This is a genomic window from Pseudomonas viridiflava (genome assembly GCF_001642795.1).
GTDB classification, from domain to species: Bacteria; Pseudomonadota; Gammaproteobacteria; order Pseudomonadales; family Pseudomonadaceae; genus Aquipseudomonas; species Aquipseudomonas viridiflava.
In genome coordinates, this window is record NZ_LKEH01000017.1 from 305,097 (window position 1) to 319,365 (window position 14,269).

The 14,269-nt window shown below is 61.4% G+C and carries 9 protein-coding genes and 1 pseudogene (1 of these 10 running past the window's edge); 2 read left to right on the top strand and 8 right to left on the bottom strand.

Going from position 1 to position 14,269, the window contains the following annotated elements; all coding sequences use genetic code 11:
* From AO065_RS27375 to AO065_RS02530, 4 genes and pseudogenes are all read right to left on the bottom strand, one after another.
* Positions 1–1,794: pseudogene (locus tag AO065_RS27375) on the bottom strand (two-partner secretion domain-containing protein); its annotated part reaches 928 nt to the left of the window's first position; the annotation flags it as partial.
* A 38-nt stretch (positions 1,795–1,832) separates the two neighbouring features.
* Positions 1,833–3,530 (bottom strand): ShlB/FhaC/HecB family hemolysin secretion/activation protein, encoded by a 1,698-nt coding sequence (locus AO065_RS02520; protein WP_032650916.1) that lies wholly within the window; start codon positions 3,528–3,530, stop codon positions 1,833–1,835.
* A 149-nt stretch (positions 3,531–3,679) separates the two neighbouring features.
* Positions 3,680–4,456 carry a thioesterase family protein gene (locus AO065_RS02525; protein ID WP_004881985.1) on the bottom strand — a complete coding sequence of 259 codons (777 nt, stop codon included), beginning with the start codon at positions 4,454–4,456 and terminating at the stop codon, positions 3,680–3,682.
* A 120-nt stretch (positions 4,457–4,576) separates the two neighbouring features.
* Positions 4,577–5,203, bottom strand: a complete 627-nt coding sequence (locus AO065_RS02530; RefSeq protein ID WP_004881982.1) for a glutathione S-transferase N-terminal domain-containing protein — start codon at positions 5,201–5,203, stop codon at positions 4,577–4,579.
* A 146-nt stretch (positions 5,204–5,349) separates the two neighbouring features.
* Between AO065_RS02530 and mapR the strand changes: the two genes are divergently transcribed.
* On the top strand, positions 5,350–6,777 hold the full coding sequence (mapR, locus tag AO065_RS02535; protein WP_004881981.1) for a GntR family transcriptional regulator MpaR: 1,428 nt from the start codon (positions 5,350–5,352) through the stop codon (positions 6,775–6,777).
* A gap of 133 nt (positions 6,778–6,910) precedes the next feature.
* Here the strand turns inward: mapR and AO065_RS02540 are convergent, their stop codons facing one another.
* Genes AO065_RS02540 through AO065_RS02555 form a run of 4 tightly spaced genes read right to left on the bottom strand, consistent with a single transcriptional unit; the run spans position 6,911 to position 13,479 of the window.
* Positions 6,911–9,997 (bottom strand): efflux RND transporter permease subunit, encoded by a 3,087-nt coding sequence (locus tag AO065_RS02540; RefSeq protein WP_004881979.1) that lies wholly within the window; start codon positions 9,995–9,997, stop codon positions 6,911–6,913.
* Positions 9,994–11,127, bottom strand: coding sequence for an efflux RND transporter periplasmic adaptor subunit (locus AO065_RS02545; protein WP_004881977.1), 1,134 nt, complete (start codon positions 11,125–11,127; stop codon positions 9,994–9,996). The genes AO065_RS02540 and AO065_RS02545 overlap by 4 nt, the downstream gene beginning before the upstream one ends.
* A 16-nt stretch (positions 11,128–11,143) precedes the next feature.
* Positions 11,144–11,968 (bottom strand): MipA/OmpV family protein, encoded by an 825-nt coding sequence (locus AO065_RS02550; protein ID WP_162864809.1) that lies wholly within the window; start codon positions 11,966–11,968, stop codon positions 11,144–11,146.
* A gap of 5 nt (positions 11,969–11,973) precedes the next feature.
* Positions 11,974–13,479 (bottom strand): efflux transporter outer membrane subunit, encoded by a 1,506-nt coding sequence (locus AO065_RS02555; protein WP_004881973.1) that lies wholly within the window; start codon positions 13,477–13,479, stop codon positions 11,974–11,976.
* A 98-nt stretch (positions 13,480–13,577) separates the two neighbouring features.
* Between AO065_RS02555 and AO065_RS02560 the strand changes: the two genes are divergently transcribed.
* Positions 13,578–14,267 (top strand): response regulator, encoded by a 690-nt coding sequence (locus tag AO065_RS02560; protein ID WP_004881971.1) that lies wholly within the window; start codon positions 13,578–13,580, stop codon positions 14,265–14,267.
* Positions 14,268–14,269: the final 2 nt, after the last annotated feature.

Sequence of the window (14,269 nt, forward strand, 5' to 3'; positions counted from 1 at the left end):
AGTCACGCCCAGGTTGTTTCTGGCGTAGACGCTGCCCTTGCCGGTGTTGGTCAGTTGCCCCAGCGTCAGTTGCACGTTCTGCTGGCCGGACACTGATCCGGCGTTCTGGTTGTTCAGCGTGTCAGCCGTCAGTTGCAAGGTACCGTTGGCCAACAGGCGACCGCTGCTGCTGTTGTCGAACTGAACGAGCGTGGCGGTCAGGTTGCCCAGGCTGGAGATTTCACCGGTGCGGTTGTCAACGGTGCCGGTGTTCAGCAGCAGGCCACCTGCCGCGTTGATGATGCCCAACTGGTTGAGCACCTGACCGGAGATGCGCGCAGTCAATACGGCGCCGCTGGACAGTTTGCCTTGCTGGCTGTTATCCAGCGTTTGGGCGGTGATGTTCAGATTGCCGCTGCTGCTGATCAACCCGCTCTGTGCGTTCAGTACTTGAGAGGCATTGATGTCTGCGTTGCCACCCTGGCTCAAAATACGGCCGGACTGACGGTTGTCGATCACGCCCGCAGCAACCCATGCGCTGGCCTGTCCGTTCAGTGTGGCGCCCTGGTTGTTGAGCGTCTGGGTAACGGTCGCCTGCAAGGCGCGGCTGGCGGTGATGCTGCCGCTGTTGGTCAGGCTGTTGGCCGACAGGGTCACATCGCCCGAAGCGTTGCGGCTGCTGTCTGCGTTGACGCCCGCTTCGATCACGGCCGAGTTACGCAATTGACCGCCAGCGGACAGGGTCAGTGCATCGCGGGCAGCGACGTTCTGCCGGGTGGTGAGATCACCGCCGGTGGTCATCGCCAGCGAGGAACCGGCGTACACCGGCCCGTTGACTTCTGCGGTGTTGGCCCGCACGTTTACCGCGCCGCTCGCCGCCACCTGCATGACGTTGAGGTGGCCGTTGGCATCGATCTGGATATCGCCGCCGCTGGCCGCCAGGTCTCCGGCGAGCCTGACGCCGACGCCCGCTTCGGTACCGACCAGCCGGATGGCACCGGCGTACATGCCGCCCAGGGCCGAGCTGTCGATCGCCAGTTCCGGCTTGCTGCTGCCGTCGTCTGCCAGTGCCGTCGGGTTCAGGGTCTGTGCATCGACGTCGTTGCGACCGGTAATGACGTTGAGGCGCTTGGCGTGCAGTTCGGCGTTGATTTTCGCGCTGCGGGTGATGATGTCGAACTGGTCGACATTGTCGGCATTCAGCCCCACGCCGTCAATCGAGATGCTGCCACCCTGAACGTTGAAGCGCTGCAACTGACCGTTGGAGTCCAGAATCGGTTTGCCGGTGGTCAGCGTGACCTGAGGCGTGTTGATGAACCCGCAACCGTTACAACTGATGCCATAAGGGTTGGCGACAATGACGCGTGCCGCCTGCCCTGCCACTTCCGTGTAGCCCCTGAGCTGACTGGCATTGGCGCCGACCACTTCGTTGAGAATCGTGTTGGCCGCGGTGCCACGCAGGTTGGAGTTGCCGACGATGATGCCGCCCAGTTGGGTGCTCTGGGTCTGGTTGGTCGAGTTGTTGAGGATCACGCCCTGACTGTCGACGTTGTACTGTTGGAACTGGTTGTGCGACAGGCCGCTGGCATTGGGCGTGGCGATGTTGATGATGGGCACGCCATTGCCGGCCTGACCCAGCGTGGTCCCCGTGCCACTGACCGCGATGCCTTCGGCCTGAACCAGCAACGGCTGCCAGAACAGGGCATTGGCCAGAATCAACGCAAGGCCACGCTTGGGCATTCCCCAGAAATGCTGGCGCTCGGTCAACGCCGCGGAAGGCTGACGGGCGAGCAGAGCGAACTGGTGAACGTCCATGTAAGTGACCTCGAAACGCAAAAGATGAAAAGGCTGGGTTACAGGAAGAAATCCACGCGGAAATAGATCGGCGATTCACGCTCGATCACGTCGGGACGTTCCAGAGAGCGGGCAAAGGTCACCGACGCGGCGACATGCTGGCCACGGGTAAACAGTTCGAATGAATTGCTGGACAGGCGGCCATGCTGGTCGCCGTTGTAACGGTCGCCACGGATCACGCCCTGATCGTAACCAGCCGCGGCGCCATACTCGGCGAAGACCGGCCTTATCCAGTCGAGGGTGACCGGGCGAGTCAGACGCACTTCGTTGCGCCAGTAGCCGCCACTGTCACCCGACAGAAACTGATCCTTGTAACCGCGCACCGACGACGAGCCGCCCAGGCTCTGGCGCTGCGGGCTGAACAGCACATCTTCACTGCGCTGCCCGGTTGCAAGGCTGGTGAACGTCAGATTCTCGCCCCATAACTGAAACGGTTGCAGGTAGCTGAGGGTGCCGGTGTATTTGCGATAGCGCGCATCGGCCTGGCCTGGACCCGGATCATGATTGCCCTGGGCGTCCAGCGCGCCAATGCCCTGCTGCATGCCCAGGTCGATGTTAAGAAACGCAGAGCCTATCCGGCGGCCGTGGTTGATGCCGAATTGCGCTTCAGTGATGCGGTTGCTGCTGAGTGCCAGCTTGCTGCCTTCTACATAGTTGTTGGTCCGCAGGTACGCCAGACCGGCATTGAGCGACGTCTTGCTCAGCGCGTCACGGTGCACGACCCGCTCAGCCCTGAACTGGTGGTTCTGGCTGTCGCCGTCCTGCTTGAAATCGATATTGGACGCCTGGGCCACCGAGCGATATTCACTGGTGCTGTACAGGTAGCTGAACGTCCACCAGCCCCAAGGCAGGCTGTACGACAGCGAGGCATTGCGAGAGGCTTTCTGGCGATCACTGATCGCATCGTGTCCGCCGCGCAGGCTGAACTGATCAGCCAGGCCCAGCGGGTTATCCCACTCGATCCCTGCATTCCATTGCTGCTCACCGGTACTGCGCTGACCTTCGTTGGTACGCGACAGATTGGCTCGCCAAGGCTTTTGCGGCGTGTTCTTGACCACCACATCACTGCCACCCACCGCCTTGCCGGGCGTCAGTTCCATCTGCGTCTGATTGGACGGCAGGCGGTTGAGCTGATCGACCATCTGCTCGATCTCGCGCAGGTTGACCATCGTGCCTTCCTGACCTGGAAAGGTCATCGCCAGCTCACGCGCCGACAGGCCGCTGTCGGCAGCGCCACGCAGGTTCTCGAGCTTGCCTTCAATCACCAGCACCTGCAGGTCGCCTTTGGACAGATCCTGCTGCGGCAGATAAGCACGCGTGGTCACCAGACCTTTTTCGATGTAGTGATCGGTGATGACCTTGAGCAGCTCGTTGAGCTGAGGAACGCCCAGGCATTGACCGATATAAGGCTTGATCAGGTCGTCGCGCTCAGCGGCTGAAAGCGAATCCGCACCCTTGAGCTCGATGCGATCGATCGTGAAACAGCGTGTATCGGCAGGCGCCACCGGAGCAGCAGGCTCGGCCTGCTTGCCCGGCAGATCCTTGAGGTCTTCAAGGCGGCGGCGCTGCTCTTCAAGCAGGCGGTCCTGACGATCACGGATAAGGTCCTGCTCGCCAGGCGTGGTGGCGGCGAAAGCGGACAGTGGCGCAGCGGCGAGCAGCGCCAGCACGGCCAATCTTGAAGCGAAAAGATGCACGACGCGTCCCTGCGATATCATATTGATATTAATTTCGGGCGCGATATTAGTTCGCCATTACACTGGCGTCAAATATTTGTACAACTTTGTACAAAATTTTATTACCGAGGCCAGATGAGCCCCGAGGCACTGAAACGAATAGGATTTAGCTACGCAAAAATCGCAACCGTCTGCCGCCCCCTCAGCACCAGCTCACCGCTCTCACTCCAGATTTCCATGTCCTGCAACGAATAACCGCCAGCCGCCACATGGCTTGAGGTCTTGAGCAAAAACCACTGGTCCGGCGCAGGCGCGTTGACGATATCCAGTGTCCAGGTGATCGTGCTGAGCGGCACGTGGGCTGTCAGGGTGGTGATGGATGCCGGGGGCAACGCGTCTGCCAGTGCGATAAGCGCCACTATTGGATCGATGCCTTGCGCCTCATCGTGCCTGACCCACATCAACAGTTCGGGATCAGTTGCTCCGGAGAACGGCAAGGCCCCACCGGCAGGTCTTTTCTGGAAGTTGTGGGCACAGTTGGGTGCGTGTGGTCCTGCATCCCACAATGAATAATCGTCGGGTTGGCTGACGGCGGGTCGTTGTGAATAATCGTGAAGGATCCGGCTGTCACGCGAAGCGGTAAACACCATCGTCATGTGCAGCGCCAGTTGCGCTGACGAAAAACAGTCGGTGGTCATGACGGTGACTGACTTTCCCTGACGCAATACGGTTGGCTTGAAGATCTGCTCGTGCATGGCAGGACCGACGAAGGTGATCTGGGCAGACTTCAATGGCGGCAGGTCGGAACCGCCTGCCTGCATCGCAGCATGCAACGCAAGCGCGGCGGTCAGCCCGCCATAAACCGTTCTGCCTTGCAGCCAGTTTTCGGGGGCGTTGAAGGGACTGGAGGGGTCGAAGCTCTGGAATATCTCTGCAAGTGAAGCCATGGTCTTCTCCTGAATCACATCAATCGGGATCAACACAGCACCAGCGCCCAATGAGGGTGGCGTCGAGCTTACCTGAACAGACTGAATGAACGCACACTTCTCCGGATTCAACGGCACAACTCACGGCCAGTGGCGCTGAACCACCGCATTTACGACAGGATGCGCATCGATCTGCAACAGCGACGCATGAAATGTCGGTCGCGAACCACGCAGGTCATCACGCGCCCCGCTCCACCGGCTTGCGATGCTGGCCAGGATCTCGACCGCGCCGGGTGCTTCGGGATGCCAATGTCCCGGCTTGGCGAACAGATCGCTGAACATCTGCCAGTGCCAGTAAAGGCGTAACCGCGCGCCCGACTCCAGCTTGCGGTGAGTCGCCTCATCACCATCAACCAGCCAGCGTTCCGGGAAGTCGATGATGGCGCTGGGTATGTAGCAGTTAGTGGCTATATAGATCAGCGCCCGGAGCGCTTGCGACCGCTGGGGCGCTGCACGCGGCAGAAGGCCGGCTTCCGGAAACTCAAGCCCCAGGTGAATCAGGATTGCCGCGCTCTCGGTCACGACGGTGCCGTCGGGCAGCACCAGCACAGGCACCTGCATCAGGGGATTGACCTGCTTCAACGCTTCCTTGCCGAGTCCCTCTTCCCAAGCGCAGGCGTCGATCAATGTGTAGGGTGTAGCGCAAAGCTCAAGCGCGACCTCGATGGCTGCCGAACCGCAGCCCTTGGCACCGTAGAGCGTGTACATGGCTGATATCCCTCGCAAAGAAGATCAAGCCTAGCTGACATCAAAAGACCATGCAGACCGCTCGGCGACTGTGAAAGCCAATCGGGACGTTGTCGCAGCAGCCTTCCTTCACGCATCATGCAACCGCCCTCTTCTCGATGCCTTCCATGAAACGCTACGAAAAATTCGCCGCCGACATCGCTGAAATGATCCGCAGCGGGATTCTGCCACCCGGCGAAAAAGTCCCCTCCGTGCGCGTGGCTAGCCGTACGTATTCGGTCAGTCCGACAACGGTTTTCAAGGCTTACTATTTGCTGGAAGACAAAGGACTCATTCAGGCGCGTGCCCGTTCGGGTTATTACGTGCGCGAGTACGGCCCGCAGACCATGACCGAGCCCGAGCTGGTCAGACATGTGAGCGAAGGGACGGAGGTCAGTGTCAGCGACCTGATCTTTTCGGTGCTGGCGTCGCTCAAGGATCCAGACACCGTTCCGTTCGGCTCGGCGTTTCCCAGCCCTCATCTTTATCCGTTGCCACGCCTGGCGAAATCCATGGGCATCGCCGCAAGAGCGCTCACCCCATCCACCATCATCAATGACATGACCACGGGAAACGCCGAGTTGCGTCGGCAAATCGCACTGCGCTACATGATCAGCGGTGTGCGGCTGCCAGCACACGAACTGGTGATCACCAATGGCGCCATGGAAGCGCTGAACCTGTGCCTGCAATGCGTCACCGAGCCTGGCGATCTGGTTGCCATCGAAGCGCCTGCCTTTTATGCGTGCCTGCAGGTGCTGGAACGCTTGAAACTGAAAGCCGTGGAAATTCCGGTGCATCCCCGTGACGGCGTGGACCTGGATTCGCTGCAGGACAGTCTCGGTCGATTGCCGATCAAGGCCTGCTGGTTCATGAGCAGTTTTCAGAACCCGCTGGGCGCGAGCCTGACGCCGGAAAAGAAGACCCGACTGTACGAACTGCTCGAAACCCACGACGTCCCGTTGATCGAAGACGATGTGTACGCCGAGCTGTATTACGGCAGCACCGCGCCGCAGCCGGTCAAGAGCCTTGACCGCAGTGGCCGGGTCATGCACTGCGGCTCGTTTGCCAAGACCCTTGCGCCGGGCTACCGGGTTGGCTGGGTGGCGGGCGGACGTTACGCCGAGCAGATCAACCGGCTGAAGCTCATGACCACTATTTCACCCTCGGTGCCAGCGCAGGCGGCGATTGCCGATTACCTCAATCATGGCGGTTATGACCGGCATCTGCGCAAGCTGCGCGACACGCTGGAAATTCAACAAGGCGCCATGCTCGCCGCAGCGGCTCGCTACTTCCCGGCGGGCACTCGCGTGACGAAACCGGTCGGCGGCTACTTTCTGTGGTTCGAGTTTCCCGAACACGTGGATTCGCTTCGACTGTTTCAGGAGGCCCTGGCGCAAGGCATCAGCCTGGCGCCGGGACCGATCTTTTCGCCCTCGCAGCGCTTTCGCAACTGCGCACGCCTGAATCACGGCAGCCCCTGGGACGATCGGTGCGAACAGGCCATGGCAACCCTGGGCCGTATCCTCGCTTCATTCCGGGATACGCCCCACAACTGATCCCTGTTTTTTTGCGCTTTCTGAATCTGTACCAGTTTTCACCTGCGTCCGATAATTACCCTGCGATCCACACCGATCAATCAAGAGGTTCTCATGGGCAAGATGGCATTGGGTTTACTGGCGTTTCTGGCATTCACGATTGCGGTGGGCCTGCTGGGGACGATACCGCCTTCCTGAGGCTGGACCTGTCGAACCTGTCGAATAGCAGCCAGTAAAGAATGGGAATCAGGCCCAGGGTCACCAGTGTCCCCAGGGCCAATCCACCGATGATCGTGATTGCCATGCCTTCCCACAGCGGGCCGGCAAACAGCATCAACGGCACCAGCCCGATGATGCAGGTCAGTTTGGTCATCACGATAGGCCGCAGGCGTTTGACGGCGGCGTTGACCACCGCTTCGTGCACATTCAGGCCGTGCTCGCGCTCTACATCGATCCGCTCAAGCAGCAACACCGCGTTATTGACAATGATGCCCGCCAGCGACAGCAGGCCGAAGGTGGCCATGAAGCCAAACGGATAACCGGTGATGAGCAAGGCGCACGCCGCCCCGATCAGCACGAACGGCACGCTGGTGATCACGATCAGCAACTTGCGAAACGAATTGAACTGCCAGACGAACAGCAGCAGCATGCCGACCAGCGCATGCGGCATGTACTGCAGCAACGCCTGATTGGCATCGGCAGAGTCCTGAATCTCCCCGCCCAGTTCGATGCGGTAGCCCACCGGCAGCTTGATTGCTGCAACTTGCGGAGCCAGGCGCTGGACAATGGTCGTCGCCGTCAGCGAGGGATTGTGTCCGGTCACGGTGATGGCGCGCTCCATGTTCCTGCGCAACAACGTAGACGCTTCGGACTGCGGCTCCAGAGTAGCGACTGTCGACAGCGGGACAGGACCTGAACCCGAGGCCGGGTAGATAAACGTCGTGTCCAGATCATTGCCGGAGGCTCCGGCATCTTCCACCGCCCGGGCCACCAGCGCTACCGTGGTCTCGCCATCCTGCATCGACGACACCGACAGACCACCATTACGCAACCGCAGTGCCTGAGCGATGTCTTCGCTGCTGACCCCTGCCAAGCGCGCCTTGTATGGATCGACCACCCCCTCATAACGCAGCAGGCGACTGCGCCAGTCGTCCTGCACGTCAACGGTGCCGGGCAACGCCAACAGGGCCTTTTCAAGCTGACCGGCCGCCTGGCGCAACACCTCTTCGTCCGGGCCGATGATCCGGTAGATCGCCACGCCTGCCTCGGTGGTGCCCATGGAAAAACGCTTCGGCTGTGCCTGGACTTCCGGATGTTGCTGCAGCAGGAACCGGCGTGTTCTGGCAATCACCGCATCCATATCGACGCCCTTGCGCACGCTGACCGTGAAGTAGGCAATGTCAGGGGCTGGCAATGGCGGGTTGAGACCCAGCACGATTCTCGGCCCGCCGTCGGCGACATACCCGATGCTGTCGACCACAGCCCGGTCATTGCTCAGCCACTGGCTGATGTCACGCACGGTCTGCAACGTCGCTGTCGAGCTGCTGCCGGGCTCCATCGTCAGCGGAATCTGGAACTGCAAACGGTCGGACTTGGGCAGAAAGTCATAGGGCACGTGGGTCAGTACCACGACCGCACCAGCCAGCAAGCCGAGCATGCAGCCCAGAAAGATGAAGGGGTAATGCAGCAGTTGCTCGATGACCGTGCGATAGCCGCGGTAAAAACCTGAAGCGTATTCGTCACGTGCCGGTGCATCTTTATGAACGGTCGGCGCCTTGGCGAAGTAAAAGCACAACAGCGGCGTCACGGTGATGCTCAGCAGCCAGGAACTGATCAGCGTGGTCGCCAGAACGATCGCCAGCGAACGCAGGTATTCGTTGGTGCTGGTCTGCCCGAGAAAAAACGGCGAGAACGCCAGCACGATCACCAATGAAGAGGTCAGCAACGGAATCGCCAGCGTACGTCCTGCGTCCTCGCACGCCTGCCATCTCGCCTCACCGGCATGCAGCCGTCGCTCGATGTCCTCGGCAATCACGATACCGTTATCGACCAGTAGTCCGAGGGCCAGGATGATTGCCGCGATCGACACGGTTTGCAGCTCAATGCCCAGCGAGCGCATCACAATGAGCGTCGTCAGGATCGTCAGCGGAACGATGGCCCCTACGACCAGCCCGGTGCGCCAGCCCAGAAACAGCATGACCACGCACATGACGATCACCACGGTTTCGCCCATGACGTGGTACATCTTGCTCATCTCGTTCTGCACCACATCGGCCTGGAACGTCACGATGTGCAGGGCAAAACCGGCAGGCAGTTGCTGCTCAAGTTCGCCCAGACGTGCGCGAAGCGACGTGCCGAAGGCCTGAACATTGAGTCCCGATTGCATCGAGACGGCCAGCACGACCGCTGACTGTCCCTGATAGATGGCCGCCGTTTCCGGCGGGTCGACAGGGGCTACTGACACCTTCGCCAGAGATTGCAGTGGTACGCGCTCACCGCTCGCCAGTTGCACGGGAAACCGCCGCAGTTGCTCCAGAGAAAGGATTTCGCCACTCACCGACAGCGTGGTGCTCTGCGCCCCCACAACTGGATTGCCGCCCAGCGCAATTGCATTCTGACCCTGCAACTGTTGCAGCACCTGCTGCGGCGCAAGCCCGGAAGCACCCAGCGTCTGGTGGTCGAAATCAAGGTAGATGCGTTCATCCTGCAGGCCGTACAACTCGACCTGATCAACCCCGCTCAGACCGTACAACTGATCGCGGAGACGTTTGATGGGGCCGCGCATCTCACTCATGCTGAAGCCCGGCGCCGTGACTGCGACCGAGGCGACGGCGACACGGCCGAAGTCATCGTCCACCAGCGGACCCTGAGTGCCGGGCGGAAAGCTGCCGCTCAGTTCGCCCACCTTGGCCCTGAGCCGTTGCCACAGCGCGGGGAGATCCTTGACGCTGTCATAAGCTGTGACCTGTACGATCACTCGGCCCGGCTTGATGGTCGTGACGAAGTCCTTGATCTGCGCCAACTCCCGGATCCTGTCTTCCAGCGGCCTTGCCAGCAACTCCTCCGCGCGTTCGACGGGCAGACCCGGCAACGCCACGCTGACCAGCGCATCGCGCACGGTCACGGACGGTTCTTCCTGAGAAGGAAAACCCAGAAAAGCCAGGACACCGGCAATCAGGATCAGGCCAGCGGCAAACAGCGTGAGGCGACTCGCCCCCATGGCGTTACGGGTAATGTTCATGGGGCGCTCTCAGTCAAACGGGTCGTGGGTTGGAACAGGCTGACGGTCTGTCCGTCCTGCAAAAAAGCAGTGCCGGCTGTTACCACCTGCTCGTTTGCGAACAGTCCCTCGGTGACAACCGCACGCCCTTCCCTGACGGCGCCCAGCGTGATGTTTCTGATGGCAACCGTGCCAGGCGGCTGATAGACAAACACCTGCGCAGCTCCCTTGCTCGTCCCCATCCACAACGCTTGAACCGGTATTGATAAGGGCTGTACGTCCTGCTCGGGCGTCATTTGCACCAGCAGCGTCACGCCACTGGCTACCGATTCGGCAGGATCGAGCAGACGAAACAGGCAGTTGCGCACCAGCCCGTCCTCGGAACGCGGCGAGATGCCTTCAAGCACCAGATCAAACCCGGCAGACGATCCTGAGGTACGCGAAGCGTGCGCCCGATCGCCGACTTTGAAATGACTGGCCTGCTCGACGGGAACCGCTGCCATCACTTGCGGCCGGTTGCGCGATTCCACCTGCAGAACCACCTGCCCGGCCGCCAGCATGGCGAAACGGTCGGCACGGCGCGCCACGACACGCCCGGAAAAGGGAGCGATCAACTGACTGCGCTCGGCCTCCCGACGTGCCAGAGCAAGCTCGGACTTCGCCCGAGTCTGCTCTGCCACAGCCTGGGTCTGCGCAGCACGGGCTGCCTCCACAACGCTCTCGGCGACGCTGCCAGCGGCCAGCAGATTTTTCTGGCGTTGGTAGTTGAGCCCACGCTCCGCAGCCTGAGCCGTCGCAGCGCTCAGGCTGGCCTGGGCCTGCTGGAGCCGCAGCGCGGCGGGCTGACGATCCAGCGCCGCGAGCACCTGGCCTTTTTCGAATGCATCTCCGATGTCGACCCGCAGGTCGGCCAGCGTGCCTGCCGATTCAAACGCCAGGCTGGCGCTGTCAGGCTGGCGAACGACGCCGGAAAAACGCAGGCCTTCGCCCGCTCCGCTTCTGACAGATTCGACTTTTACAGCCCGAATGACAGGCGCCACGGCGGCAGGCTTGTCGTCGCAACCGCTCACCAACACCGCCAGCAGGACAGCGCCACAACCCACGCCCAAGCGCTTCATCAAGCCGGGCAATGTCATGAAATGGAATCGCATGGCAGGCCTCTGACGGTCAAAAGGCGTAGTTCAAGGCAAGCAGACCGCTCGCTTCGGCGTCCGTCTCGACCAGCGGGCTGCCGCGGGTCTGATCGGTGTAATGCGTAACACCAACGCTGGTAACCGTCGACCAGTGATCGTCGAAGCTGTGCTGCCAGCTGAGCGCCGCGGAATACGCATAAATGCCGCTGTCGGCCGTGAACCGGGAAAAACCGGTGCGCTGGCTCTGGATCGGACTGACACCGAAATAGGTCTGGTTGTAACGACCGTCGCCGGCATGCGCGTCGATATCGATAGCCACCGTGTCTGACTGGCTGTGGTAGGCAATGCCTTCAAAGCCCAGACGGTAGCGATTGCCGCGCTTCTCGCCTGCCAGGCGCAGTTCGGCTTCGCCGCTGACGGTCAACCAAGGCAAAAGCTGCTGGGAAAGCACGAGGTCAGCGACCGTCGCACCACCGACCGTCCCCATACCCTTGAGCTCGTTGGAGCCCGGACGGTTTGTGCTGTTTTTCTCGGTACGGCCGAAGTCATAGTTGAGCGCAGCACTGGCACCGAAGCCCGACGGCGACTGATACTGCAGCCCCAGCCCTCTGAGGCTGTCAGCGAACAGCATGCCGCTCTGTACGGTGAACATCGGCAGCACCTGGCTGCGGTATTCGTCCGCGCCCATGTAACGCGGCACGACGCCCATGCCCAGTCCCAGATTGACATTGACCTTGTCGCCCAGCAGCGATGCATCAGAGGCTGGATCGGCGGCTAGTGCCTGACCGGCCAGCACCACAGCAGCAGTAGCAATCAAAACCTTGAACAGCAAGGGACGTGGCGGGGTGTGGATGTTCATGACAGTCATGGGGCAACTCCAGGTTGAGTCAGGGAGGAAGAAGTGACAGGTTCTGCGCCGTGCAGGACGCGATAGAGGTCCAGGCGGTTCAGTTGCAGATCGTATAGAGACTTGCGAAAGGTGGCGTCGGCCTGGGCGACACGAATGGCCGATGCCAGCGGCGCGCTGCGGTCCGTGTTGCCCGCCTCCAGTTCGAAGGCCATGCGCCGGACCTTTTCCTGGACCAGCGCGACACGCTTGACCTCATCACGCACGTGAGCCAGCGCCTGCTGGCGGCGGGTCAATACATCGGCCATTTCGCGGAAAGCGATCTGAATGGTTTTCTCGTAGTCGGCGACGGCGATCTGTTTGCGCACCTGCGCCAGGTCCAGGTTGGCGCGATTGCGACCGCCGTCGAACAGCGGCAGGTTCAACTGCGGGCTGAACAGCCAGGCACCGCTGCCGTGACTGAACAGGCTGCGCAGGCTGTCGCTCTGCACACCGACTCCTGTGCTGAGCGTGATGGACGGGAAAAAGGCTGCGCGGGCTGCGCCAATGTTTGCGTTGCTGGCCTTCAACGCCTCTTCGCGCTGGCGCACGTCGAAGCGTTCCAGCAGACGTTGAGACGGCAGGTTCATCAGCCATGCAGGCGTGTCGATCGCAGCGGCGGTCAGGTGCGCAGGTTCGAGCGTCATCGACGGCAACGGCGCCGAGTAGCCGGTCAGGAGCAGCAATGCCTGGGAGGCGCTGGAATGATCACCGATGGCATCCTGCAGTTGCTGCTGCGCGCTCAGCACCTCCAGGCGCTGCATGGCAACGTCGTCGAGGGAAATGGCGCCCGCGCGCTGCTGTCCCTCGGCCATGCCAAGCAGCATTGAGCGCGTGTCAATAATCGTCTGCGCATCGACCTGCAAGGCTGCCGCCATGCGCTCGGCGAGCCAGGCCTGCGCCACTTCGGCCACCAGAGCGCTGCGGGCCGCCTGCTGACCATGAAGCGTGGCCAGATAGTCATGCCGCGCTGCGTCGGACAGGCTGCGCAAGCGACCGAAGAAATCCAGCTCGTAATTGGAAATGCCTAAGGAGGCGACGGTGATGTCCTGGCCGTAACGCTCGTCAGCGGCCTTGTTGTCGAAGTGCTGTCGATCACGCTCGAGCCCTGCGGCCACCGTCGGAAAGCGATCCGCGACGCTCAGGCCGCGCATCGCCCGGGCTTCCTCGACGCGCAGACCGGCGATGCGAAAGTCGCGATTAAAGTCCAGCGCCGACAGCACCAGCGTGCGCAGTTCACCGGTTGGAGACAGCTCGGTAATCAGCGTCTCTTCGTCGGACGTCAGCACCGCTTGCGAAGGCGGTGCAGCGGCTGACACAACGCCGGATGACACCGTGGCAGGGACAGGTAATGGCGGCTGCTGATACTCGGGTGCCAGGGAGCAACCTGAAACAGTCAGCACCATCAGCCACGCCGCGCACCACCGCAGGGTGCGATGCCGGGAAACACGGATAGGCTTGGACAGCAGCGTGAGAGTGGGCATAGGATCTGTTCGCGACAGTGGGGTCTGAACGCAATCCTGAACGTCGACTATCAATAAACCGTTCGTGAATTATCAAGATTTGATCAAGAGGCTGCCCTGTGTCAGGAAAACGTATTCTGGTGGTCGAAGACGACGCCGACAGTGCAAGCATTCTGGAGGCCTACCTGCTTCGGGACGGCTTCATCGTCGGCCTCGCGGAAAACGGCCAGCGCGGCATCGACATGCACCGGCAATGGAGGCCCGATCTGGTGCTGCTCGACGTGATGTTGCCGCTGGTCAGCGGCACCGATGTGCTGTCGGCAATCCGGCGCTGCAGCGATACGCCGGTGATCATGGTCACCGCCATGGGTGACGAGCCGGAAAAACTCGGTGCACTGCGTTATGGCGCGGACGACTACGTGGTCAAGCCGTACAACCCCAAGGAAGTGGTGGCGCGGGTGCACGCCGTTCTGCGCCGTGCACAACCGGGTGGCAGCGCCGAAAGACAGCTGCGCTACAAGGATCTGGTGGTCGATCTCGACGCCGTCACGGCGCGTATCGAAGGGCTGGAACAGGAAGAGACGCTGCTGGACCTCACGCCCACCGAGTTCAAGATTCTCTGCACCCTGCTGAAGACCCCATCCAAGGCGTTTACCCGCGAGGAGCTGCTCGAGATCTGTCTGCCGGAAAGCGAAGCGCTGGCGCGGGTGGTGGATGCTCACGTGCATAACCTGCGCCGCAAGCTGGAACTGCACGGCATCGATAACGTGCTGGTCACCGTGCGCGCCGTCGGCTACCGGTTCAGGTGACT